The 24,514-nt window shown below is 34.2% G+C and carries 21 protein-coding genes; 12 read left to right on the top strand and 9 right to left on the bottom strand.

All coding sequences use genetic code 11. The features are described from left to right. Positions 1–34: 34 nt before the first annotated feature. On the top strand, positions 35–1,975 hold the full coding sequence (gyrB, locus tag JS605_RS12065) for a DNA topoisomerase (ATP-hydrolyzing) subunit B (RefSeq protein WP_203257984.1): 1,941 nt from the start codon (positions 35–37) through the stop codon (positions 1,973–1,975). Between the two features lie 89 nt (positions 1,976–2,064). Here the strand turns inward: gyrB and JS605_RS12060 are convergent, their stop codons facing one another. From JS605_RS12060 to JS605_RS12045, 4 genes are all read right to left on the bottom strand, one after another. Next, positions 2,065–2,520 carry a hypothetical protein gene (locus tag JS605_RS12060; protein WP_203257983.1) on the bottom strand — a complete coding sequence of 152 codons (456 nt, stop codon included), beginning with the start codon at positions 2,518–2,520 and terminating at the stop codon, positions 2,065–2,067. 147 nt (positions 2,521–2,667) lie between these two features. Then, a complete protein-coding gene (locus JS605_RS12055) occupies positions 2,668–3,246 on the bottom strand; it encodes a porin family protein (RefSeq protein ID WP_203257982.1) in 579 nt (192 codons plus the stop codon). A gap of 31 nt (positions 3,247–3,277) precedes the next feature. Further along, positions 3,278–4,060, bottom strand: a complete 783-nt coding sequence (locus JS605_RS12050; protein WP_203257981.1) for a zinc metalloprotease — start codon at positions 4,058–4,060, stop codon at positions 3,278–3,280. 85 nt (positions 4,061–4,145) lie between these two features. Continuing rightward, the gene (locus JS605_RS12045) at positions 4,146–5,198 is read right to left on the bottom strand and encodes a hypothetical protein (protein ID WP_203257980.1); all 1,053 of its coding nucleotides are present in this window, start codon (positions 5,196–5,198) and stop codon (positions 4,146–4,148) included. A 368-nt stretch (positions 5,199–5,566) separates the two neighbouring features. Between JS605_RS12045 and JS605_RS12040 the strand changes: the two genes are divergently transcribed. The 8 genes from JS605_RS12040 to secDF all read left to right on the top strand — a co-directional run bounded on the left by JS605_RS12040 (position 5,567) and on the right by secDF (position 16,849). Beyond that, positions 5,567–6,088 (top strand): RNA polymerase sigma factor, encoded by a 522-nt coding sequence (locus tag JS605_RS12040; RefSeq protein WP_203257979.1) that lies wholly within the window; start codon positions 5,567–5,569, stop codon positions 6,086–6,088. A 67-nt stretch (positions 6,089–6,155) separates the two neighbouring features. Continuing rightward, complete coding sequence (locus tag JS605_RS12035; RefSeq protein ID WP_203257978.1) at positions 6,156–7,070, top strand: FecR family protein; 915 nt, start codon at positions 6,156–6,158, stop codon at positions 7,068–7,070. Further along, on the top strand, positions 7,057–9,600 hold the full coding sequence (locus JS605_RS12030; protein ID WP_203257977.1) for a TonB-dependent receptor plug domain-containing protein: 2,544 nt from the start codon (positions 7,057–7,059) through the stop codon (positions 9,598–9,600). The genes JS605_RS12035 and JS605_RS12030 overlap by 14 nt, the downstream gene beginning before the upstream one ends. Positions 9,601–9,694: 94 nt before the next feature. Next, positions 9,695–10,711 carry a DUF6588 family protein gene (locus JS605_RS12025; protein WP_203257976.1) on the top strand — a complete coding sequence of 339 codons (1,017 nt, stop codon included), beginning with the start codon at positions 9,695–9,697 and terminating at the stop codon, positions 10,709–10,711. A 385-nt stretch (positions 10,712–11,096) separates the two neighbouring features. Then, on the top strand, positions 11,097–12,023 hold the full coding sequence (gene mdh / locus JS605_RS12020) for a malate dehydrogenase (protein WP_203257975.1): 927 nt from the start codon (positions 11,097–11,099) through the stop codon (positions 12,021–12,023). A 70-nt stretch (positions 12,024–12,093) separates the two neighbouring features. After that, positions 12,094–13,032: a SecDF P1 head subdomain-containing protein gene (locus tag JS605_RS12015; protein WP_203257974.1), complete on the top strand. Its 939-nt coding sequence runs from the start codon at positions 12,094–12,096 to the stop codon at positions 13,030–13,032. A 24-nt stretch (positions 13,033–13,056) separates the two neighbouring features. Beyond that, positions 13,057–13,671, top strand: a complete 615-nt coding sequence (locus JS605_RS12010) for a hypothetical protein (RefSeq protein WP_203257973.1) — start codon at positions 13,057–13,059, stop codon at positions 13,669–13,671. Between the two features lie 184 nt (positions 13,672–13,855). Beyond that, positions 13,856–16,849, top strand: coding sequence for a protein translocase subunit SecDF (secDF, locus tag JS605_RS12005; protein ID WP_203257972.1), 2,994 nt, complete (start codon positions 13,856–13,858; stop codon positions 16,847–16,849). A 318-nt stretch (positions 16,850–17,167) separates the two neighbouring features. Here the strand turns inward: secDF and JS605_RS12000 are convergent, their stop codons facing one another. The 5 genes from JS605_RS12000 to JS605_RS11980 all read right to left on the bottom strand — a co-directional run bounded on the left by JS605_RS12000 (position 17,168) and on the right by JS605_RS11980 (position 19,725). Further along, complete coding sequence (locus JS605_RS12000; protein ID WP_203257971.1) at positions 17,168–17,425, bottom strand: hypothetical protein; 258 nt, start codon at positions 17,423–17,425, stop codon at positions 17,168–17,170. Further along, complete coding sequence (locus JS605_RS11995) at positions 17,415–17,816, bottom strand: hypothetical protein (protein ID WP_203257970.1); 402 nt, start codon at positions 17,814–17,816, stop codon at positions 17,415–17,417. The genes JS605_RS12000 and JS605_RS11995 overlap by 11 nt, the downstream gene beginning before the upstream one ends. 13 nt (positions 17,817–17,829) lie before the next feature. After that, entirely contained in the window at positions 17,830–18,375 is a 546-nt protein-coding gene (locus JS605_RS11990) for an RNA polymerase sigma factor (RefSeq protein ID WP_203257969.1), read from the bottom strand. Between the two features lie 204 nt (positions 18,376–18,579). Then, positions 18,580–19,071, bottom strand: a complete 492-nt coding sequence (locus JS605_RS11985) for a CIA30 family protein (protein ID WP_203257968.1) — start codon at positions 19,069–19,071, stop codon at positions 18,580–18,582. Positions 19,072–19,128: 57 nt separating this feature from the next. Further along, positions 19,129–19,725 carry a hypothetical protein gene (locus JS605_RS11980; RefSeq protein WP_203257967.1) on the bottom strand — a complete coding sequence of 199 codons (597 nt, stop codon included), beginning with the start codon at positions 19,723–19,725 and terminating at the stop codon, positions 19,129–19,131. A 218-nt stretch (positions 19,726–19,943) separates the two neighbouring features. On the opposite strand from JS605_RS11980, the gene JS605_RS11975 reads away from it, so the two are divergent. The 3 genes from JS605_RS11975 (at position 19,944) to JS605_RS11965 (ending at position 24,346) form a co-directional block, all read left to right on the top strand. Continuing rightward, positions 19,944–21,560, top strand: a complete 1,617-nt coding sequence (locus JS605_RS11975) for a CTP synthase (RefSeq protein ID WP_203257966.1) — start codon at positions 19,944–19,946, stop codon at positions 21,558–21,560. Between the two features lie 88 nt (positions 21,561–21,648). Beyond that, positions 21,649–23,544 carry a membrane protein insertase YidC gene (gene yidC, locus JS605_RS11970; protein ID WP_203257965.1) on the top strand — a complete coding sequence of 632 codons (1,896 nt, stop codon included), beginning with the start codon at positions 21,649–21,651 and terminating at the stop codon, positions 23,542–23,544. 91 nt (positions 23,545–23,635) lie between these two features. Further along, entirely contained in the window at positions 23,636–24,346 is a 711-nt protein-coding gene (locus JS605_RS11965) for a toxin-antitoxin system YwqK family antitoxin (protein WP_203257964.1), read from the top strand. The last annotated feature ends 168 nt before the right edge of the window (positions 24,347–24,514 follow it).

Genomic DNA, 24,514 nt, shown 5'->3' with positions numbered 1-24,514 from the left:
AACTCAAACTAAAGTTTAAAATTAATAAAAACACATGAGCGAAGAAGCTAAAAAACACAATTATTCAGCAGATAGTATCCAGGCTTTAGAAGGTATGGAGCATGTACGCATGCGTCCATCGATGTATATTGGAGATGTTGGTGTTAGAGGTCTACATCATTTAGTATACGAGGTGGTTGATAACTCCATAGATGAGGCCTTAGCTGGACATTGTAACAATATAACGGTAACCATTAATGAAGACAACTCCATCACTACAGAAGATGATGGTCGTGGTATTCCTGTTGGACTTCACAAAAAGGAAGGCGTTTCTGCACTAGAAGTTGTAATGACTAAAATTGGTGCGGGAGGTAAGTTTGATAAAGATTCCTATAAAGTATCAGGAGGATTACATGGTGTAGGTGTTAGTTGTGTAAATGCATTATCCGAACATTTAAAAGCAACAGTTCACAGAGAAGGGAAAATATGGGAACAAGAATATGAAAGAGGAAAAACATTGTATCCTGTAAAAACCGTTGGAGAAACAGATAGAACAGGAACCATAGTTACCTTTAAGCCTGATGCACAAATTTTTACCCAAACACTTGAATATAGCTACGATACATTAGCTAGTAGACTACGTGAGCTAGCATTCTTAAATAAAGGCATCACAGTGCATTTGGTAGATAAAAGAGCAACGAAAGAAGATGGCTCTTTTGAAGGAGAAACATTTCATTCCGAGGAAGGTTTAACGGAATTTGTAAAATATCTTGATGCTACAAGAGAACCTCTAATGAAAGATGTGATTGCTTTTGAAGGAGAGAAGAATGGCATTCCAGTTGAAGTGGCTATGATTTACAACACCTCTTATGCAGAAAACTTGCATTCTTATGTAAATAATATCAATACGCATGAAGGAGGAACTCACCTTTCAGGCTTTAGACGTGGACTAACACATACCTTAAAAAAGTATGCAGATTCATCTGGTTTAACAGATAAATTAAAGTTTGACATTTCTGGAGATGATTTCCGTGAGGGATTAACAGCAATCATATCGGTAAAAGTGGCTGAACCTCAGTTTGAAGGTCAAACAAAAACCAAGTTGGGTAACCGAGAGGTGTCTGCTTCAGTGAGTCAGGCAGTTTCAGAGATGTTAACTGATTATTTAGAAGAACACCCAGATGATGCTAAAACCATAGTGCAAAAAGTAATACTTGCTGCTCAGGCAAGGCATGCTGCTCAGAAAGCACGTGAGATGGTACAGCGAAAAACCGTTATGAGCATTGGTGGATTGCCAGGGAAATTAAGTGATTGTTCTGAGCAAGACCCTGAAAAATGTGAGCTATATCTTGTTGAGGGAGATTCTGCAGGTGGTACAGCAAAAGCAGGTAGAGATAGAAATTTTCAAGCTATTTTACCACTTAGGGGTAAGATTTTAAATGTTGAAAAAGCCATGCAGCATAAAGTGTTTGAGAATGAAGAGATAAAAAACATTTTTACAGCACTAGGTGTTACTATTGGAACAGAGGAAGATAGCAAAGCGCTCAACTTATCTAAATTACGTTATCACAAAATTGTAATTATGTGTGATGCCGATATAGATGGTAGCCACATTGCTACGTTAATATTAACGTTCTTCTTTAGATACATGAAAGAATTAGTAGAGAACGGTCACGTTTACATCGCTACGCCACCACTATATTTAGTGAAAAAAGGTGCTAAAAAGCAATATGCATGGAGTGATAAAGAGCGAGATGAAATCATAGAAAAATTTGGAGACGGTTCAAAAATTCAGCGTTACAAAGGTTTAGGAGAAATGAACGCAGAACAATTATGGGATACTACTATGGATCCAGAATTTAGAACTATGCGTCAAGTACAAATAGATAATGGTACAGAAGCTGATAGGATTTTCTCTATGCTAATGGGAGATGAAGTGCCTCCTCGTAGGGATTTTATTGAAAGAAATGCTATCTATGCGAATATTGATGCGTAAGCATAACCAAATAAAACTAAAATTAAAAATGTCGCTTTTGTAAATAAAGCGACATTTTTTTGTTTGAATGACAAATTAAAATTTATACTCTAAATGCCAATTCTTACGCTTGGTACATTAACCCTAACACTAGTGTTTATAGTGCTTCTTCTCGGGTATCTATTATAGTAATAGCCATCATATCTGTAATAATAGAATGAAGCATGGTAATAATAGCGCTCCCCATGATGGCAATGGTCATTACAGTGTTCGTAATGTTCTGCATAAGCATCTCTTTTTCCTCTCATGTAAGCACGGTATGATTTACGGTCTCTTTGTTTTAACTCTTTTTCATAAGCTTTTTGATCTTCCCAGAATGCTTTGGCTTCAGTTTCGGATTCTGCTTTAAATTGTTGCTCAAATTTGGCATCTTCAGCAGCACGCTTTTCATAGTATGATGCTTTGTCTGTTATTTTCTCATCTTCATTTTTGTTGCCTTCTTGTGCGTAAAAAGAAAATGAAATACACATGATTATAATACTAATGCTTGTTTTTAAAAGTTTCATAGCTTAAATGTTTAAGGTTATTAATTAGGGTATTTAACCCTTTCATATATAAGACACCTTAATTTTAATTTACCCTATGTATTTAAAAAAATAAAAAGCCAATTTGATAAATCAAACTGGCTTTTGCTATATATGATTTTTTTTTGATTAAAAATCGAATCCTAATGAGAATTGCCAAACTCTGTTTTGTGGGTTGCCCTCGTTATAAATATCTCCCATTCCTAAATGATATCTTACGCCAAGGCTAACTCCTGTATCGGTTTTAAAACCTGCTCCAAAATTAACACCCCAATCAAAACTTTGAGGGTCAAATTCTTGTGAAGTATTGAATAAGCTAAAGTTACTATCAAATTCTTCTTTGTGGTTAATGGCTAAACCCGCTTGCGGTCCAGCTTCTAAATAGAAATTGGCATCGGGATATATTTTTAGGACTAAAGGCATATTTATATAATCTAATTTCTGGGTAAAGGTTCCTCCGTTATCTCTCAATTCATAGCCTTGTTGAGAGTATAATACTTCAACTTGTAAAGCTATCACATCAGATAGGAAAGATTCTCCATAAAATCCAGCATGAAATCCATGTCTTTGTCCAGTTTTAGTTTCGCCGTCAAAACTTACAGCAGCTAAATTGTAACCTACTTTTAAACCAGCATTAGATTTGCTCTGCGCATTAATATTGGTTATTGTACTTAAAAGTGTTACTATGATTAAAAATTTTATTTTCATTGTTCTGTTTTTTTTAGGTTATATTCTTTCTTTATTTGCCTCCATTAGCCCTAAGGTCATCTAAGCAAAAGGCGTCTAATTGTGGTGCACTAGTCATTTCCGTCATATTAGCAATCCCAGCTCCCGTTTCAGCAGCCCAATACATAAGGCAATTTTCTACATTACAATGCTTAGGGTGGGCTTCGTCTTCATGATGTTCTTGCATATCTGACCCTAAATCTGTTAAACCCAGAATGTGGCCTACTTCATGCGTAATTACTGTAGTTTCCAATAAACTTCTATCAGGTTCAAATGGGCTGTTGCTTAAGTTTTGTAGGGTTTCTTGGTAGATTACAAAAGAGGTATTCCAATAGGCACTACCCAGGGTTACGCTGTTTTCGGTATCATTTTCTGATTTACCATCAATAAAAAGTGCCCAAATAGCTATTTCATCTCCAGAGTTGTATTTGGTACGCTCCTTTTTTTCAATATCTGCAATATCATCAATTGAAAACCGCTCTTTCCCAGGTGTGACAATTCCTCGTTTTTCAACTCTGATACCGTTTGGCTTAAACGTTCTGTTGTTTAAAAATGAAACAAAATTATCAATAGCTACCTGAGTAGGTTCAAAACCCTCAACATATACTAACTCAATAACAGCACTCTTAAAAGTAGTCTCTGATAGCAAATCGTTTGCTGAACTTCCTGTAGGCTGTCTATTTATGTTTTTATTTAAGATCTGATTGTCTGGGGTGTTTTCTGTATTGCTGTCATCTTTAGAACATGCAAAAATCAGCGATAAAAACAGGGTTGTAATGATTGTATATTGTTTCATCTGTTTGTTTTTTTGTTAAAAGCAGCTACCATTTGGGGTTGGTAGCCGCTTTACCATAACATACGTAATAAAAACCAGTCTAGTTTTATATTTGAGACAACACTAGGGTTACTCCAGCATTTGTTGTGCTTTGTAGATTAATTGTATTTGATGAAAAACTGGTTACTTCCCAAGTAGTGTTTAACAACTCGAACGTAGCGTTTCCACTAAAGGTTAATGTTAAGAATACTTCAGTTTCTGAGGCTACTTCATACGTTCCCTCTACATCCTGTACTGTTGTGTTTACTGTATTTTCAGCAGTACATGTTAAGTCGTTTGCAAAATCGATAGTGTAATCAGCATAATCGGTAGCAGTATTTACCCCTGCAGTTATGAACGATTCTATTCTAAACATCCCGTCAACTAAAATATCTTCCAAAGTATTGGCATTTTCCTCAGCCTCCTCTTCCATTTCCTCAATGCCTAGGCATTCAGTAATTCTAGACTGTAAGTCCATATCACTTGTTATTGTAACTGTGGTGTCTCCATTTACTGTAGCAGTGATAGGGTAATTTACAGAGAACAGTGCATCGTTTCCAAAGTTATTCATGTAGGTGTATAACTCCTGCTCAGATTCGATAACTACACTTCCTGTTTGCTCAAGACCCAGGTCGAAAGTTAAAATAGTGATTGGAAAATCAATGTCTATACAGTTAATAGCATCTTCCGCCTCAGCTTCGGCCTCTTCACAGGCAGCCATAAGGGCATCATATTCTGTCTGGTTTGCCACTTCTACTTCAGTATAGTTACTTAGTCTTACGGTTAAGGGAAACTGAAGCTGAATACTGTCATCATCGTTTGTAAATTCTCCAAGAATATTCAGTACTAAATTATAATCAGATTCACTAATTAAGGTAACCTGAGTATTGTTTATTGTTGCGGTAACCGGTAATAATACTGATGAACAGGATATACCATCAAGAAAATCGTCAAAACTACCATCGTACATAGAGGAGCGTTCTAAGTTGCTTGCTGTTGGAGATGTTGCACTATTCGTGTTTTCTCGGTTTCCATTTTCGCTATCAATTTCATCTTGACAAGATGTAAACGTAAAAATTGATACTAATAAGATTGCGGTTAAAAATTTTAAATTTTTCATGATTTCATTTTTTTTGGTTATAAGATTTTTCTTTTTCATAGCTTTTTTCGCTTTCTATTGGTAAGACACGTTATTTGTTTTTTACCCTACCAAATTTTTAAAAAAATATTTTAATTGTTAATTCTATCGAGGTAAAAATACATAGTACAAGTATGATGATTAATAGCGTTCTAACTATTTTATATATTATATCAAATCCTGTATTGTTGTATTTTGTTCTCATACATTTTTAAGACACATGGGTTTCTTTTTACCCTATGGATTTTTTTACTTTTTTACTTGAATAATGTATAAGTAATTGAAAATAAGATATTTATAATGTGAAAAAAAATATATCTATTTTTGTGGTATCATAATTTTTTGATTTTATGAGCAGCTCCAAACCTAAACTTTGTAAAGAATCGCATTTTAATGCCTTTTATTTAGAACACATACAAGCGGTTAATAATTTTGCCTATTATAAATGTGGAGATAATGCAGCTGCATTAGATTTTGTTCAAGATGCGTTTTCGAAAATTTGGGAAAATTGTGCCAAAATAGATTTTGAAAAGGCTAAAACCTATCTTTTTACCACTGTCAACAATTTATTTTTAAATACTGTTCGTCATCAAAAAGTGGTGTTGAATTATGCCAAGGCATCTCCATATATGGATAGAACGGATATGAGTCCTGAATATTTACTGGAAGAAGAAGAATTTAAACAAAAATTACAAGCTGTGATTGCTGATTTAAGTGAGGAACAACGTGAAGTTTTTTTGTTGAACAGGGTTGAGGATAAAAAATACCGTGAGATTGCTGATATGTTGGGTGTGTCTCAAAAAACTGTTGAAAAGCGTATGTCTGGTGCCTTAAAAGTATTGCGTAAAAAGATGGAGGGGGTAAATATTTAATTTTTTTTAAAAAATTTGGTAGGGTAAACATATATATAGGTGTCTTAAGGTTGAAAAGCATTAAAAAATGAGTAAAGAAAACGACATACTAAAATGGTTTGATGGTAAGATTTCTACCGAGGAAATCAAATCTCTTTACCCAGAAGAGGACTTTACTGTTTTAGAAAAAACGGGTTTTTATGCTAAACAGTTAGAAGCGCCAAAAGTAGATGCAGAAAAAGCTTTAGCAGATTTTAAAAAGAAGATGTTTAACAGAGAAGAGCCTAAGGTTATTCCGTTAAATTTTAAATCTTTCCTTAAGGTGGCTGCTATTTTTATAATCCTACTCACGTCGTCATACTTTTTGTTTTTTAATAATACCGAAACATTTACCACTAAAATAGCCCAGACAGAAACTTTAAGTTTACCCGATAACTCTGAAGTGATATTAAATGCGCAATCTAAACTTTCGTATAATAAAAAAGAGTGGCAAAAGGATAGGGTTTTAAACCTGGACGGGGAAGCCTTTTTTAAGGTAACCAAAGGAAAAACATTTACTGTAAATACAGATGAAGGAACTATAAAGGTTTTAGGAACCCAGTTTAATGTAAAAGAGCGTGACAATTATTTTGAGGTTCAGTGTTATGAAGGTTCCGTTCGTGTTACTAGTGGTTCTAGCAAAATAGTATTGTTGCCGGGAAAAACTTTCAGGCTGGTAAATGGTAAAATAATTAACGTTGGGGATTTTAATGCACAAAACCCTTCTTGGCTAACTGAGGAGTCAAGTTTTAAAGAGGTGCCGCTATGGCAAGTTATTGAAGAACTTGAAACGCAGTATGATATTAACATTACCTCTAAAGGAATTGATCAAAATGTGTTGTTTTCAGGGAGTTTTACGCACACCGATAAGAATATTGCATTAAAGGCTGTAACTATTCCATTAAAATTAAGCTATACAATAAACGGTAAAAATGTTAAGTTCTACAATTATGAAGCTAAATAAGCGCTGTGTTGCTATTGCTTTTTTTTTACTTAGTTTTACGATAATACAGGGACAGGAACAGGTAAAACTTGAAGAGCTCATCTCTGATATGGAAACAAAATTTGATGTAAAGTTTTCGTATTCAGTAGAAGATGTAAACCATGTAATAGTTAATCTACCCCCTGATGCAAGTTCATTAAAAACTATTATTCAGTATCTTAATGATACGACCATTTTAAGTTTTAAATTTTTAACGGATCGCTACATAACCGTATCTACCATAGATAAAAAAATAACAATTTGCGGAACATTGGTTCCCGAAGTAAAGGGGGAGTCGCTACTTGGGGCATCCATATTTATTGATAATTCTTCAAAAGGCATTATTGCTGATGCTAATGGTAATTTTGAAATAGAAAATGTAGAAGTTAAAGAAGCTGTGGTAATATCGTTTTTGGGATACAAAACATTGCGCTTTGAAGCTCATGAGCTTCGAAAAAAGTATGGGACATGTAAAACGGTGGTGTTAACAGAGGAAAGCGAAATCTTAAACGAGATATTAATTTCAAAATTTTTAACCACTGGTTTACAAAAACAAACAGATGGTAGCACGTTACTAAATACCGAAAAGTTTGGTGTGCTTCCAGGACTTACAGAACCAGATGTTTTACAATCTATTCAAGCACTTCCTGGTGTAGAAAGTGTAAATGAAAGTATTGCCAACATAAATGTACGTGGTGGTACAAACGACCAGAATTTAATACTTTGGGACAACATAAAGATGTATCATTCTGGGCATTTCTTTGGGCTTATTTCTGCTTATAACCCATATTTAACCAATAAAGTTGTAGTGACCAAGAACGGTACATCAAGTGAGTTTAGTGATGGGGTGTCCAGTACTATTAATATGTTTACTAAGAATGATATTGGAAGCGATCTTTCAGGCGGATTTGGTGCTAACTTAATACACGCAGATGCATTTCTGGAAATCCCAATAAATAAGAAATTAGCATTTCATGTTTCTGGAAGACGTTCTTTTACTGATGTGTTTAGTTCGCCAACTTATGATAATTATTTTGAGCGTAGTTTTCAGGATAGCGAATTAACTACAAATAGCGATAATATTAGTGAAAGCAATAGAACTTCAGATTTCTTCTTCTACGATTATACAGCAAAAATACTTTTCGATTTAAATAGAAACCACAAATTCAGGGCTAATGTCATTGGCATTAACAATAACCTGGATTACACGGAAACATTTACAAATACAGAAAACGAAACAGAATCTAAAACCAGTAACCTACAGCAGAAGAATCTAGGTTTCGGGGGGAGTTGGCATGCTAAGTGGAACAATAGGTTTTCCACCCTAATTAACGGGTTTTACACAAAATATAATGTTGATGCAATAGATTTCAGGATAGAAACAGATCAAAGGTTGATACAGGCCAATGAGGTATTGGAAACAGGTGTCAAGATAAAAACAGATTTCAAGATTCATGAAAAACTAAATGTTGCATTAGGATATCAATTTAGCGAAACAGGGATTTTAAATGCTACTGATGTGAGCAACCCAGCCTACGACCGTACGAAAAAAGATGTATTGCTTAACCATGCAGCTTTTGGGGAGTTAGAGCTTAACAACAGTAAAACTTATTTAAGATTAGGTGTTAGGGGTAATTATTTTCAGAAGTTTAATGAGTTTATCATAGAACCACGATTAAATTTGAGGCAAAAATTAACCAATCAGTTTGCAATAAAATTACAAGGAGAGTTTAAAAACCAATCTGTAACGCAAATAATCGATTTTCAAGATGACTTTTTAGGTGTAGAAAATAGACGATGGATTTTAGCTGATAATGTATCTATTCCAATTTCTAAAAGTAAACAGGCGTCTTTTGGCTTAGAATACCTCAAGAATAATTGGGTTTTGGATGTAGAAGGGTTTTACAAAACAGTAAATGGTATAACAGTATCCAATCAAGGGTTTTACAATAATTTTCAATATTTAAATGCCTCTGGTAGTTACGATGCTCGTGGAGTAGAATTTTTGATTAATAAAACAGCTGCTACTTTTAGCACCTGGTTAAGCTATACTTATAGTTTAAATGATTATGAATTTGATACGTTATCGCCATCTATATTTCCCAACAATGTTGATATTAGGCATTCGGTATCATTAGCATTTAACTACAGTATCTTAAAAACGTTAGAAATTTCTATTGGTGGTATTTGGCGTTCTGGGCAACCATATACAAAGCCTGTTGAAGGTAATGAAACCGTACAAGACGGCAATACCATTTTTGTAAACTATGATTTGCCAAACAATGAAAGACAAGATGATTTTATACGTTTGGACGCTTCACTCAATTATGCATTTAAAATAATGCCAAACCTGAAAAGCTCGTTAAGGATAGGAGTTATCAATCTTTCAAATAGAAAGAATGTAATTAATACCTATTATGAGGTAGATCCAAACAATTCCAATAGCACTATTAAGATAGAAAATAAGTCCTTAGGATTAACGCCTAATATTAGTTTTAGATGTAATTTCTGATATTAAATATCGATAAAAAGCATTTTTTTTCGATAAAATGTTGTTTCGTATGTTTTTTTTTATACATTTGTAAAACCAAATCTAAAAAACCATAATGAAAAGATTAGCCTTACTACTAGTATTAACACTTTCAGTAACATTCGTAAAAGCACAAAATGATATTGACGCTTTATTGGCAGCAGGTGTTGAAGACGCTGAACGATTTGCTAACGATTACCTTGCACCGGGAACCAATGGTTTAATGCACAGTATGAATGCCAATTGGTTTAATTCTGGAAAGGCAAAACCTTTAGGAGGTTTTGAGATTTCAATTATTGCCAATGCTGCTCAGTATGGAGATGATCAGAAAATGTTCAATATGAATACGTCTGATTATAACAATATTTCTTTTACGCAAGGTGGTAACCCTCAGATGGTAGCTAGTGTTTTAGGCGAAAATGATCCTACAGTATTTGTTGATATAGAATATGAAGACCCAATTTTTGGCAATCAAAGTGAAACCTTAGAGTTGCCCGACGGTATTGGAGATGGTACAGGTAACCTATTGCCAACCGCTTTTATTCAAGGAGCCATAGGCTTGAGCAAAGGTATTGAGGTAAAAGCACGATTTGTGCCTACCGTAGATACAGATGAGGTGTCATTGAGCATGTATGGTGCTGGATTGCAAATTGAATTTACAGATTGGTTACCAGCTGACAAATTATGGCCTGTGGCTGTTTCTGGTGTGGTAGCATATACACACCTCGATGGTAAGTACGATTTAACAGATTCCTCAGGAATTAGCGGTAGCGATCAGCGTATAGAGAATAAAACAAATACTTTACTCTTATCATTAGTAGCGTCTACGAAACTTCCTGTTATCAATTTTTATGGAGGCTTAGGTTACATAAAAGGTAAGTCAGAATCTGATTTGTTAGGAACCTATATCGTCACAAACGGATTAATATCGTCAGATCCTATTGTAGACCCATTTTCAGTACAAAGTGAAGTGTCGGCAGTAAGAGGAACGCTTGGAACAAAATTAAAATTAGGCTTTTTTAGGCTTAACGCAGAATATCATTTATCTGATTTTAACGCCTTTTCATTAGGTATCAATTTTGGATTCAGATAAAATGTAATAACGACATTATTTTTTCATAAATAATTATTTAGTTTTTTTAGTTAGTTTTTATTTAATTTAGTTAGAAAGTGCAGCTATTTTAGTTGCACTTTTTTCTTGCTTAATACTTAGTTCTTTTACAATCCTTAGAAGTTTGAGACTTCAAATTGAATTAATCTTAATTTTTTTGTGAAATTTTTAAGGCTTTGCTTTAAAATAGTCTGGGTTTTTATAGAATTGGTATTCGTAGGTTTAACTAAATGTTTGTGTCGCTTTTCATTGTTTAAAGTGCTTTAATTAACTAATTTTGCATGACTTAAAGTATAAGGTTGCATGAATTGCAATCTTATATTTTTGTGTTAAAAACTTAAATCACAAACAATCTAAATATAAAATTATGAAAGTTACCGTAGTTGGAGCAGGAGCAGTAGGTGCAAGTTGTGCCGAATATATTGCGATTAAAGATTTTGCATCTGAAGTTGTATTGTTAGACATTAAAGAAGGTTATGCCGAAGGTAAAGCTATGGATTTAATGCAAACAGCTTCTTTAAATGGTTTTGATACCAAAATTACAGGAGTAACAAATGATTATTCTAAAACAGCAGGAAGTGATATTTGTGTAATAACTTCAGGTATCCCTCGTAAACCAGGGATGACTAGAGAAGAATTAATTGGGATTAATGCAGGTATCGTAAAAACAGTATCAGCTAGTTTGATAGAGCATTCTCCAAATACGATTATTATTGTAGTAAGTAACCCAATGGATACTATGACTTACTTAGTGCATAAAACTACAGACTTACCAAAGAATAGAATTATAGGTATGGGTGGCGCTTTAGATTCTGCACGATTCAAGTATAGATTAGCAGAAGCTTTAGAATCGCCAATTAGTGATGTAGACGGTATGGTAATTGGTGGGCATAGCGATAAAGGTATGGTGCCATTAACAAGCCATGCGACAAGAAATAGTATTAAAGTATCTGAGTTTTTAAGTGAAGAACGTTTAGAGCAAGTTGCTGCAGACACCAAAGTAGGTGGCGCAACTTTAACTAAGTTGTTAGGTACCTCTGCTTGGTATGCGCCAGGAGCAGCAGTAAGTGGTTTGGTGCAAGCTATTGCGTGCGACCAAAAGAAAATGTTCCCATGTTCTACATATTTAGAAGGAGAATACGGATTAAGTGATATCTGTATTGGTGTACCAGTAATTTTAGGTAGAAATGGCATTGAGAAAATTGTAGATGTACCATTAAGTGATGCCGAAAAAGAGCATATGAAAGCTAGTGCAGAAGGTGTTTCTAAAACTAACGGGTTGTTAGAATTGTAATACCAATAAGATTTTAAATATATTTAGGCTATCAAAATTATTTTGATAGCCTTTTTTATTCAAAAATATTATGAAAAAAATAATAGTATTTGCTTTTGTGTTTTGTTTGTTTTCCTGTGAATTGATTAAGCCTAAACAAGAGTATAGATTTGTATATGGTTTTGAAAATGATATCGGGTTGTCTGGTATAGAAATTAAAAATACCATAGCAGTGATTCAAGAAAGATTAGCGAATTTTGGTGTTGTATCAACTGTTGAGTGTTTCGGAAAAAATCAAATAGAGGTAAAGATTAAAGCAAATGAACTTAATATTAAAAGAGTAGATAGATTAATTTCAAACAGAGGAAAACTTGAGTTTTGGGAATTGTATAAAGGGGAGGAGTTTAATACTTACTTTTTTAGTATTGACAGTGATGAAAATAATAAGAATAAAATTGAGAAAGAGAATAGTCCACAATTATCAGAACTGGTTACATCTATTGGGTATATGGGAGGCCCCGTTATCTTTAATTTTAAAGTTGAAGATACTGCCTACCTTAATTCAATTTTAAAACGTAAAACATCAAAAAGTAAATTACCTTTTAGCGCAGATAAAGTTAAATTTTTATGGGGGATGCCCGATGCTTCTGGGCATGTTCCTTTGTATGCTGCCAAATCAAATAGAGAACAAAAACCACCTTTAACAGGAGAGGTTATAACCAGTGCTAGACAAGTATTTGGAGTTACAGGGAAACCTGAAATAACAATAAAAATGAATGAAGAAGGTGCTATGATTTGGGAACGAATTACAGGAAAAGCATTTCAAAAAGGAACAAGTATAGCCATTACTTTAAATGATATGGTATATTCTGCTCCGGGTGTAACTTCTGGTGCGATAAAAGGAGGGGACTCTTCTATTTCTGGGAATTTTACAGTCGAGCAAGCACAAGATTTGGCTGCAATTTTATCAGCCAAAAAAACGATTCCGCAACTAATATTATTAGAACAAACAACCCTAGGTAATAAATAATCTTTATTTTTTTATATTTGCCGCATGACTCTAAAAAAGTACATAGGCGTAATCGTCGTTATACTTACTTTACTTGGTATTGTAGACCAACAGCAGGTTGATGTACATAACCAAGAGATTGTATTAGAGTTTAATGCATCCCAACATGCATCTGTAGACGACCAATCCACAATTTCATTACTAAAACAGGAGCTTGAAACTCTAGGTATTACTGATGTTAAGGTGGTTGAAAAAGGGAATGGTACACTAAAAATCACATACTTTAGTAGTATAGATGTATTATCTGTAAAGCGTATTTTACTTAAACGTATTAGGTCTGAACTTAATACTTCTGATGAAGAAGACTTACCATTCAGCTTTCCTGTAGAAGATCATGATATAGCCTATAGTTTAGATGTCCATGAAATACAAGATGGCAAGGAAGCAGAATCTGGACTTAACGGTATAGTTGTTTTAGAATTAAAACCCAAAGCAGATAGGTTTTTTAAGCCAAAAACGGTTGCCTCGCTATTACACAAATATAAAGAAGCAGAAAATGCCAATACCAAAGTGGCATTTCAACGTCATAAAAAAAATGTGTATGCACTAAATAATGCATCACGACAAATACCTGAAGTTAGGGCTGGGCCTCACAGTTAAAGGGAAAAGGTCTTGAAGATTCCCAAAATACACTTTTCTATTTAGGTTGTAAAAATACCTTAAACAAGCAGCTTAGTACCTAAAGGGTTGCTCAAATTACAATAATTATAAAATAGTGTCAAAATCTAAACGCAAACCATATATTTGTGCGTTTAGAAAAATTTTGACCCATAAACACTAAAAAATGCAAAATAAAGGAGTAGTTAAATTATTTGCTATTTTGTTTGGTTTGGTAAGTATCTACCAATTATCATTCACATTTAAAGCAAATCAAATTGAAAAGGAAGCAGAGGAACTAGCCATAAGCAAGTTCCCTGAAACAGAAGAAGATTATCGTGCTAAGCGAAATCTAGAAGAAATAAATTATCTGGATGCCAAGGCCACAGATACTGTTTTTGATTTATTAGTAGCTGATTATACCTACAATGAAGTAAAGCAAAAGTCCATGAACCTAGGTTTAGACCTTAAAGGAGGTTTAAACGTTATTCTTCAAGTGTCGGTAAAAGATATATTAAAGGGGTTAGCAAACAATACAAAAGATCCTGTATTTAATACAGCTTTAGAGAATGCATCAAAGCTTCAAGAAGACAGTCAAAACACTTATTTAGAAGATTTCTTTATCGCTTTTGATGCCATTAAAGGCGATCAAAAATTAGCGTCTCCAGACATATTCTATACCAAAGCTTTGGATGGGGAAATTACTGGAGACATGTCTGATGAAGAGGTGCAAGGGATTATAGAAACTAAGATTGATGAATCAATCGTTTCTGCATTTGAAGTATTACGTAAGCGTATCGACCAGTTTGGTGTAACCCAACCTAACATTCAACGTTTAGGAAACTCTGGGCGTATTTTGGTAGAACTACCAGGAGTAAAGGATATAGAGCGTGCTACAGGATTATTGCAGAGTACAGCGCAATTGGAGTTTTGGGATGTATACAAAGGGCAACAATTACAACAATTTATATTTCAAGCAGATCAAGTATTAAAGGATATCGTTGAGGTAGAACAAGAAGTAGAAGAGATAGAGCCACAAGATGAGGAAGATGCCACAGAAGATAAAATTGATGAACTTTTAGGTGAGGCTGCTACAGATTCTACAGCGGTTGATCCACTTTCAGCAAGTCCATTAGGAAGTTTAGTAAAAGGTTTTGGATATCCAGGAGGACCAGTAGTGGCGTCCTTTGCAATAAAAGACAAGGAAACCGTGCTTGACTATTTAAACAAGCCACAAGTAAGAGCATTATTACCTGCAGAACTACGCTATGTAAAGTTTGCATTTAGTAAGCCAGAAAAGAACAGCGAGGTATTAGATTTATATGCCTTAAAAGGTAATAGGGAAAATACGCCAGAGTTAAGTGGAGCAGTAGTAACAGATGCCAGACATACATTTGGGCAAACTGGACAACCAGAAGTGTCTATGCAAATGAATAGTAAAGGTGCAAAGATCTGGGAAGAAATGACAGGTAGAGCCTATCAAGAAGGCGGACAAATTGCTATAGTTTTAGATAATGTAGTGTATTCGGCACCAGGTGTTACTTCAGGACCAATTTCTGGGGGGAATTCTTCAATATCAGGAAACTTTACGTTGAATGAAGCTATAGATTTAGCAAATGTGTTACGTGCAGGTAAATTACCGGCTTCAGCAGATATTATTCAAAGTGAGGTGGTAGGGCCATCATTAGGGCAAGAAGCTATAGATAGTGGTACCATGTCGTTCTTAATAGCATTGGCTGTTGTCTTGTTATGGATGATTTTCTACTACGGAAAAGTAGGAGGGTTCGCAGATATCGCCATGTTATTAAACATTTTATTAATCTTTGGTATATTATCAGGATTAGGAGCGGTATTAACGCTGCCTGGTATTGCAGGTATTGTATTAACAATTGGTATGTCGGTAGATGCTAACGTACTTATCTTTGAGCGTGTTCGGGAAGAGCTAGCAAAAGGAAAAGGGCAAAAAGATGCCATTCAAGATGGTTTTAGCAATGCACTATCGTCTATATTGGATGCTAACATCACTACGGGATTAACAGCATTAATTCTATTTATTTTCGGTACAGGTCCAATTAAAGGATTCGCAACAACCTTATTAATAGGTATAGCAACATCGTTGTTTACTGCGATATTTATTACAAGGTTATTGGTAGATTGGTATACTAATAGAGGCGGCGAATTAACCTTCTCAACAGCAATTACTAAAAATCTATTTAGAAATATTAATGTAGAATTCTTAAAGAAAAGAAAGATAGCCTACATTATCTCAGGAATATTAATAGTAGTAGGTTTAAGCTCGTTATTTACAAATGGTTTAGATCAAGGTGTGGATTTTGTTGGAGGTAGAACCTATCAAGTGCGTTTTGCTCAAGATATGAATGCTTCTGAAATTACAGATGTATTATCAGATCCAGCAGTATTTGGAAGTGCAAATGCCAAAACATTTGGAGATGCCAACCAATTAAAAATCACTACAAAATATAAGGTAAACGAAACAGGAGCAGAAGTTGATGAAGAAATAAGATCATCGCTATTCAAAGCCTTACAGCCTTATTTTGATGGGATGACTTATGAGGATTTCATAAGCGATTCAGAAGATAAAACTATAGGATTGATGCGTAATGATAAAGTGAGTCCAACTATTGCAGATGATATCAAAAAAGCATCATTCTGGGCGATACTAGGATCTTTAATCGTAGTATTCTTATACATCTTGTTACGATTCAAAAAATGGCAATACTCATTAGGGGCAGTAGCAGCGGTATTCCACGATGTGCTTATCGTATTGGGGATCTTCTCATTAACCTATAAGTTTATGCCATTTAATATGGAAATAGATCAAGCATTTATAGCGGCCATCCTTACAGTAATAGGATATTCATTAAACGATACCGTGGTAGTATTCGATAGAATTCGAGAATTCTTTAACGAACACACTAGTTGGGAATTCAATCGTGTGGTGGATTCTTCATTAAGCAGTACATTAAGTAGAACCTTAAATACATCGCTTACCACATTGGTAGTATTACTATCCATCTTTATTTTTGGTGGTGATTCCATTCGTGGGTTCATGTTTGCCCTTATAGTAGGTGTTATTGTAGGTACTTATTCATCGTTATTTATTGCAACACCAATAATGTACGATTCAGTAAAGAAATTACAAGGAAAAAAGAAAAACTAACTCAAAACTATTTTTTTCCTTCAAAGCCCATTAACATATGTTTTTGGGCTTTTTTTTGATATCTTGTTTAAAATGGAAAGTATTTGGGCGTTCCCCACAGGGGGTCGGGCCTGCCTGCCGGCAGGCAGGCTTTCACTACTCAATCCCTCCTGCGTCGGAGATTTCATCCCGCACATGCGGGACAATCCCTAACGCACCCATCCGCTAGCTTCAATTCCAAGACTTAAATTACGTAAGTGTTTGTCTAAGTCGTTTCAGTTATGGTATTTTAAATACTATAAGTTCATAAGCACTATTCGCAAAAGGTTATTCAGTAATTTAATTAGGTAAAACATCGCAAAAAAAGCCCTGAGTTTTTAATTGATCAATAATATCAGCCTCGCTTAAGTTTTTGGTAGCCTCAACTTTTAAAACATTATCAATATCTTCTGTATCAATGGACCATTTTATAATATCAACATTGCCATCAAAAATAGATTTTACTTGTTTTACTCTTTGCTGTGTACCAATATCGGTTCGTAGAATAAAAAGTTGTGTTTTAATTTTGTAATTAAAATAATGAAAGTTAGTCATCATTAGGTTGTTGTTTTTGGGTTATTCTGTTTAAATAATCTTCATAAGCTTTGTTGCCTTCTTCTTTCCAAAATTTATCGTAGTGTTTCCATTTAGAGAAATCGCCTTTACCTTCTTTTTGGCATGATGATTTATCCTTGTCAGAAGAACACTTCCTGCTACTACTGCCGCAACCACCTATTAATACTTTAAAAAGAATAAACAGTCCTGCGGCTTGCCAGTATGTAACTTTAGGTAGTCCAAATAGTTCTGGCATCAGCCAGTTCCAAAGCCACATTAGCACAAAACCAAAGAGTATGGCTAGTCCAGTTATGGCAATAATTCCGAAAATAATCATACCAGCTATCTCACCTGGTGATTTACCTCTCATTTTATGTTTAAAGAAATTTGACATAAGTATATTGTTTTTAATTAATGATTTCTTTTTTAGATTTAAGTGATTTGTACAACAAAGCAATAGCTCTATGGTGTCGAGACATTAAAGTGCCAACAGGAATACCAGTTTCCACAGCAATTTCTTTGTAATTATAGCCTTCAAAATCTACCGCGATAATGATGTTTTTGTAATCAGGTTTTAAGCTTAAAATGGCTTTTTTTAATTCAGATTGCATTTCATCTGGGTAGGGTTCCGTGTCATCATCATACAGAGATTCTGCAAGAATACCCATTTTGGTTTCTGTATCTTCGATGGAATAGAGTGGCTTTTTGCCAGTGGCTCTCATAATGTCTATAATTTTATTTCTTATGGCACGGTATACAAAACCAGCAACGTTATTAATGGGTGCATATCGGTCTGCACCTAAAAACAATTTTAAAGCCACATCTTGGATGATATCTTCGGCATCACGATTAACGCTGGCCTTTAGCTTAGAGTTCACATAAGATTTAAGTGATTGGTACTCCTCACTAAAAAACGTATTAAGCTTTTTATTGTTTTCTGATTGATGATTCATGTAAAGGCTTTTTATCAGCACTTCAATTATAAAGACGCAAAAGTTTAAAACCATTGCATTTTTTTATGGTATTTTTAATACGACGAATAGAAAGAGGAAATGTTTCGAGAGATTTCAGGGAAGTTTTAGGTAACTTCCCAGTTGAATAGGAGTAATTTATTTAAGGTTAGAGCTAGTTATATTATTTTTTCGATTTCATGGATATTATTGTAATGCAATAGTATCAATCAATAACCTAAAATCTTCCGCTTTTTTATTACCAAATAAAAAGCCAAGTTCAGTTATAGTATCTCCTGCAAAGTTGGGCATATCCAAAGTACGTCCTCTAAATTTAGGAAATAAGTCTTTTAAGGCTATTTCAATCGTTTCCCAATCTCCAGACGTTGTAAAGTAATTTACGAAAGAATATTGCTGTATTACCGTCTCTTTAATTCTAAATTGATACCGTTTACCATCTCCTTTTATGCGTAATATTATTTTAGAAAACCCTTTAACATTTGTCGCTTTATCTCGATATCGCACAGATGAAAACCCACCATTGTTCTCTAAGGAAATAGTGCCATAAAACATCCCATGATAATTATCGTCTATATTAAAGGCTCCATTAGATTTTCCGCCCATAACTATATCATCAACGATAACCCAACCTTCAGTGTTTGATGTTTTAGTGAAATTGAAAATGGGTTGTTGTTGCATGGTTAGGGTTGTTATAGTTGTAATTAGGGTTTGAATGGGGGCTTTGTCGAAATTACATTAAAAGGGCTTGCTTTTCGACTCAGTTTCTCTTAAAATTATTTTAGATTCTTCAATTGCAATAAAATTTTGTTCCAGCCAAATAGCTCTTATTATGAAAGTGATAAGAGTTATTATAAATATCATTAAGTATACTATTGTAAAATTTTTGGCGGTTATTGAATAAAAAGTGAGAATTAAGCTAACGAAACAAATATTTCTAATCATTATCAATCTTGCATAACGTTTAGTCATTTCTAGTACAATATTGGGGTTGTTAATTCTCAAACGCAGTATTTTAGTGCCCCAAAGACCAAAATTATTTTCATAATTATTTTTAAATTTCTTTATATAGAAAGTGAGGGGTTTTAAAATGGTCCAATAGGAAAAAGTTGTTAATACGGTTCCTATGGCATACAAACCACCTAAAAAAATGAGCATAATGAATAAATCAAAAACCCAGGATTCACCAAAAGAAAATTTCAAATCAGTTAATTGATATTTGTTTGACAATAGAACCCCCACAACTAAATAAACAGCCGAAATTATATACCCTAAAATATCATAAAATCCTTCGGGTATGGTTTTAGAAATCCCTTCTAACCTTATTTCTTTCATTCGTTTTATGCAATGTAGTTTAACCTTACAAAAATGAGTCATTTTAATGACTCATATCTGCCCTTAAACGAATATATCAGAAATTTTCTACAAATTCAAATTTGTTGAAGTGCCTTTTAATCGAAAACCACTGTTAATAACCTCCACTCAATTAGTGAAAAACAATTCCATAATAACTATTTTAATTTTGTAAATTTGCCTGCGTTTATAAGCGCAACATGACAACCAATACTAAGTACATTTTCGTAACCGGAGGGGTTACATCTTCACTAGGAAAAGGCATTATAGCCGCATCTTTAGCAAAACTTTTACAAGCACAAGGGTATCGGGTTACCATCCAAAAATTAGATCCATACATTAATGTAGATCCAGGTACACTAAATCCTTACGAGCACGGAGAATGTTATGTTACCGAAGATGGTGCAGAAACCGATTTAGATTTAGGACACTATGAGCGCTTTTTAAATGTGCCTACAAGCCAAGCCAATAACGTAACCACAGGACGCATTTACCAAAGTGTGATTCAAAAAGAACGTGAAGGTAAATTTTTAGGGAAAACAGTACAAGTTGTACCGCATATTACAGATGAAATTAAACGTCGTGTACAAATCTTAGGAAAGTCTGGAGATTACGATATTGTAATTACCGAGATTGGAGGAACAGTAGGAGATATAGAGTCGCTACCTTACATTGAAGCGGTACGACAATTACGTTGGGATTTAGGCGAAAATAATGGTATAGTTATTCATTTAACCTTAGTGCCATATTTATCTGCAGCAGGAGAGCTAAAAACAAAACCTACGCAACACAGTGTAAAAACCTTAATGGAAAGTGGGGTACAGGCCGATATTTTAGTATGTAGAACAGAACATAACCTTCCAAAAGATTTACGAAGAAAACTCGCATTATTTTGTAACGTTACTGCAGATTCTGTAATTCAATCTATAGATGCCTCCACCATTTACGATGTGCCAAACCTGATGCTTAAAGAAGGTTTAGATAAAGTAGTATTGGATAAATTAGCTTTGGATAGTACCAAACCAGACCTTAAAAACTGGAATAAGTTTGTGCACCGTCATAAAAATCCAAAAACTGAAATTAATATAGGATTAATAGGTAAATACGTAGAACTACAAGATTCGTATAAATCTATCTTAGAAGCCTTTATTCATGCTGGAGCTGCTAACGAGGTAAAAGTAAATGTAGAATCTGTACACTCAGAATATTTAAACGACGAGAATGCGGAGTTAATGCTTGGACATTTAGACGGTGTACTTGTAGCACCTGGCTTTGGAGAGCGTGGAATAGAAGGAAAGATATCAGCAGTAAAATACGTAAGAGAAAACAATGTACCCTTTTTAGGTATTTGTTTAGGAATGCAAATGGCAGTGATTGAATTTGCACGTAATGTACTGAATTTAAGTAATGCCAATTCAACCGAAATGGACCCCGATACCTTACATCCAGTTATAGATTTAATGGAGGAGCAAAAAACCATTACCAATAAAGGTGGTACGATGCGTTTGGGTGCTTGGGATTGCGCATTAATGCCAGGTAGTAAAGTGGAGAAGATTTATAAGGCAGAACATATTAGCGAGCGTCACAGACACCGTTATGAATTTAATAGCGATTACAGATATCAAATAGAAAAAGGAGGTATGCAAGCTACAGGATTAAATCCTAAAACAGACTTGGTAGAAATTGTAGAAATTTCAGATCATCCTTGGTTTATAGGCGTACAATACCATCCAGAATATAAAAGTACAGTAGCAAATCCACACTCTTTATTTGTTGGGTTTGTAAAAGCAGCATTAAAACATAAAAACTCTAAATAAGTGCCATTGTGGCATTTTATGGTATATTGGATAGCTTTTTGACAAATAAAAACCAACCTCTCTTTTATTTGGGGCACAATTTAAAATTATGGAAGAAAAAAAGTTAGATATTAACTCGATTATAGGTTTTGTTCTCATTTTTGGAATAATGATTTATATGTTCTGGCAAAATAAACCCACGCCAGAAGAACTTGAAGCTCAAGAAAAAGCAAAACAAGAGCAGGTTGAAACTGAGAAAAAAGCTAAAGCTGATGCGCAAACGCTTGTTACCACGCCTAACGACTTTACCAATGTAGCAGACTTAGATTCACTGGGACTGATAGAGTTTAAGAATAAGTTTGGGATTTTGGCCTATTCTGAAAGTTTAGCCAATAACGAAGAAACCATAGTAGAAACAAATGTTTTTGCTTTAAAATTTAGCAACAGAGGCGGTTACCTATCTGAAGTAAAATTAAAAAACTTTGTAGATTATGATTCCGTACCTATCTATATTGTAAAGGATAATAATGCCGTTTTTAATATTGAATTTGGCACTACAGATAGTAGGGTTATCAACACCAAAGAACGCTACTTTGCGCCTTCAGTCTCAAAAAATGGAGGCAATACCATCGTTTCAATGAAATTTAAGATTTCCGAAAGTAAATTTTTGGAGTATCGCTATGAGTTGAAACCAGATGATTACATGATAGATTTTTCGGTAAGATCACAAGGTTTAAGTAGCGTTATCAATAGCTCACAAACCATCAACTTAGATTGGAAATTAAAGGGCTACCGACACGCAAAAAGTATATCTTACGAAAATAGATATACTGATATTCATTATGAATATGATGGAGGGAATGCAGATTACACAAGTGCCCGTGATGCAGATGAAGATTTAAATGATGTTACATGGATAGGGTACAAACAACACTTTTTCTCATCTGTATTACTTACCGACACACCTTTTAAAACGGCGAAAATTACCGCAAAGAATTTGGTAGAAGATGAAACCATAGATACAGTATACACGAAAATGTTTACATCTAAAATTCCCCTAGAATTAAAAGGCGGGGAGTTAAATGAGTCTATGGATTGGTACATAGGACCTAATGATTTTGATATTTTAAATAGTTACGATAGAAATTTAGATGAAATAGTACCATTTGGTTGGGGTATTTTTGGGTTGATAAACCGCTATGTTTTTATGCCACTATTTGCCTTTTTAGGTGGTTTTCTACCTTATGGTATAGCTATTGTAGTGATGACTATTTTAGTGAAAATATTATTGTCCTTCGTGCAATACAAGCAATTCCTTTCTCAGGCCAAGATGAAAATACTAAAGCCAGAGTTAGATGCCATTCGTGAAAAGTATAAGGATAATAAAATGAAAGCGCAGCAGGAAACTATGGCCTTGCAAACTAAGGCAGGAGCTAGCCCGCTAGCGGGATGTCTACCAGCATTAATACAGCTGCCTGTATTTTATGCATTGTTTCAGTTTTTCCCTTCAGCTTTCGATTTGAGACAAAAAAGCTTCTTGTGGGCTGATGATTTATCATCGTACGATACTATAGCTAATTTACCATTTAATATTCCGTTCTATGGTAGTCATGTAAGTTTGTTCCCCATATTGGCAGCAGTGGCGATTTTCTTTTACATGAGATTAACCACAGGGCAGAATATTCAGGCGCAACCACAACAAGAGGGTATGCCAGATATGAGTAAAATGATGAAATACATGATGTATTTCTCACCAATAATGATGTTGTTCTTCTTTAATAATTATGCTTCAGGATTAAGTTTGTATTATTTTATATCCAACCTAATTAGTATTGGAATTATTCTTGTTATCAAGAATTATATATTAGATGAAGATAAAATTCATGCACAAATCCAGGAGAATAAAAAGAAACCGAAAAAGCAGAGTAAGTTTCAGGCAAGAATGAAGCAGATGATGGAACAGGCTGAACAACAAAAACAAATGCAACAAAAACGAAAGAAGTAATATAAAAGCTGCCAGATGGCAGCTTTTTTGTTTATACCAAAAAAGTATAAACAGCGTTATGGTTTTATCTACTTAAAATTATAGTTTACTCATGAAAAAGCTATTTTTTATCTTTTTTCTATTTGGTATTTTCAATACGGTGTTAGCACAAACTTTTAATCAGTTTAATGAGAATGGTAAACGACATGGTGTGTGGAGAAAGTATTTTAAAGGCACAAAAGTATTAAGGTACGAGGGCGCTTTTAAAAATGGCAAAGAAATAGGGATTTTTAAGTTTTATAAGAACATAAAAGGGAAATCTGTTTTAAGTGCCACAAGGCAATTTAATGATAGTACAAATATTGCTGAGGTTACTTTTTTTACTTCAAAAGGAAAAGTGATTAGCGAAGGTAGAATGCAAGGAAAAGTATATATAGGCACTTGGAAGTTTTACCAAAAAGATTCTGATAAGCTTTTAATATTAGAACATTACAATAATAATGGTAAGCTTGAGGGAAAGCGATTTGTGTATTATAGTATTGGACAAATAGCTGAAGAAACTAATTATAAAAATGGTTTACTTCACGGAACAGCAATTTATTATTCTTTAAAAGATGTAGTGCTAAAAACGATGATTTATATTGATGGGGAACTAGATGGAGCTGCGAAGTTTTACAGCCCAAAAGGAGATTTATTGGTAGAAGGGCAATATAGAAAAGGAAAAAAACATGGAGTATGGCATTACTTTGAAAAAGGGAATTTAAAAGAAACCAAAGATTTCACAATAACAGGAAAATATAAAGCAAAAGAAAAAGCCCCTTGATTTCTCAAAGGGCCATCTTCATAGACAATTTTTACTAACTATAAACTTTAAAACTTGCCTATACCAAACAAACCAAACTTAATATTTTAAGGTAAAGGTGGTAAAACAACCTTGTGATTACTTTAATAACACCATTTTAAGCTTGAACATCAACAGCAATTATGTTGC

The organism is Hyunsoonleella ulvae (assembly GCF_016827605.1).
Taxonomy (GTDB): Bacteria; Bacteroidota; Bacteroidia; order Flavobacteriales; family Flavobacteriaceae; genus Jejuia; species Jejuia ulvae.
This window is presented reverse-complemented; position numbering and strand designations above follow the sequence as displayed.

Coding starts and splice junctions, on each gene's coding strand:
- JS605_RS11975 (WP_203257966.1), top strand. CDS start 19,944: ATGACAACCAATACTAAGTACATTTTCGTAACCGGAGGGGTTACATCT.
- JS605_RS12000 (WP_203257971.1), bottom strand. CDS start 17,425: ATGATGACTAACTTTCATTATTTTAATTACAAAATTAAAACACAACTT.
- JS605_RS11985 (WP_203257968.1), bottom strand. CDS start 19,071: ATGCAACAACAACCCATTTTCAATTTCACTAAAACATCAAACACTGAA.
- JS605_RS11990 (WP_203257969.1), bottom strand. CDS start 18,375: ATGAATCATCAATCAGAAAACAATAAAAAGCTTAATACGTTTTTTAGT.
- JS605_RS12010 (WP_203257973.1), top strand. CDS start 13,057: ATGACTCTAAAAAAGTACATAGGCGTAATCGTCGTTATACTTACTTTA.
- JS605_RS11965 (WP_203257964.1), top strand. CDS start 23,636: ATGAAAAAGCTATTTTTTATCTTTTTTCTATTTGGTATTTTCAATACG.
- JS605_RS12050 (WP_203257981.1), bottom strand. CDS start 4,060: ATGAAACAATATACAATCATTACAACCCTGTTTTTATCGCTGATTTTT.
- JS605_RS12030 (WP_203257977.1), top strand. CDS start 7,057: ATGAAGCTAAATAAGCGCTGTGTTGCTATTGCTTTTTTTTTACTTAGT.
- JS605_RS12055 (WP_203257982.1), bottom strand. CDS start 3,246: ATGAAAATAAAATTTTTAATCATAGTAACACTTTTAAGTACAATAACC.
- JS605_RS12045 (WP_203257980.1), bottom strand. CDS start 5,198: ATGAAAAATTTAAAATTTTTAACCGCAATCTTATTAGTATCAATTTTT.
- JS605_RS12040 (WP_203257979.1), top strand. CDS start 5,567: ATGAGCAGCTCCAAACCTAAACTTTGTAAAGAATCGCATTTTAATGCC.
- JS605_RS12015 (WP_203257974.1), top strand. CDS start 12,094: ATGAAAAAAATAATAGTATTTGCTTTTGTGTTTTGTTTGTTTTCCTGT.
- mdh (WP_203257975.1), top strand. CDS start 11,097: ATGAAAGTTACCGTAGTTGGAGCAGGAGCAGTAGGTGCAAGTTGTGCC.
- secDF (WP_203257972.1), top strand. CDS start 13,856: ATGCAAAATAAAGGAGTAGTTAAATTATTTGCTATTTTGTTTGGTTTG.
- JS605_RS12060 (WP_203257983.1), bottom strand. CDS start 2,520: ATGAAACTTTTAAAAACAAGCATTAGTATTATAATCATGTGTATTTCA.
- yidC (WP_203257965.1), top strand. CDS start 21,649: ATGGAAGAAAAAAAGTTAGATATTAACTCGATTATAGGTTTTGTTCTC.
- JS605_RS11995 (WP_203257970.1), bottom strand. CDS start 17,816: ATGTCAAATTTCTTTAAACATAAAATGAGAGGTAAATCACCAGGTGAG.
- JS605_RS11980 (WP_203257967.1), bottom strand. CDS start 19,725: ATGAAAGAAATAAGGTTAGAAGGGATTTCTAAAACCATACCCGAAGGA.
- JS605_RS12025 (WP_203257976.1), top strand. CDS start 9,695: ATGAAAAGATTAGCCTTACTACTAGTATTAACACTTTCAGTAACATTC.
- gyrB (WP_203257984.1), top strand. CDS start 35: ATGAGCGAAGAAGCTAAAAAACACAATTATTCAGCAGATAGTATCCAG.
- JS605_RS12035 (WP_203257978.1), top strand. CDS start 6,156: ATGAGTAAAGAAAACGACATACTAAAATGGTTTGATGGTAAGATTTCT.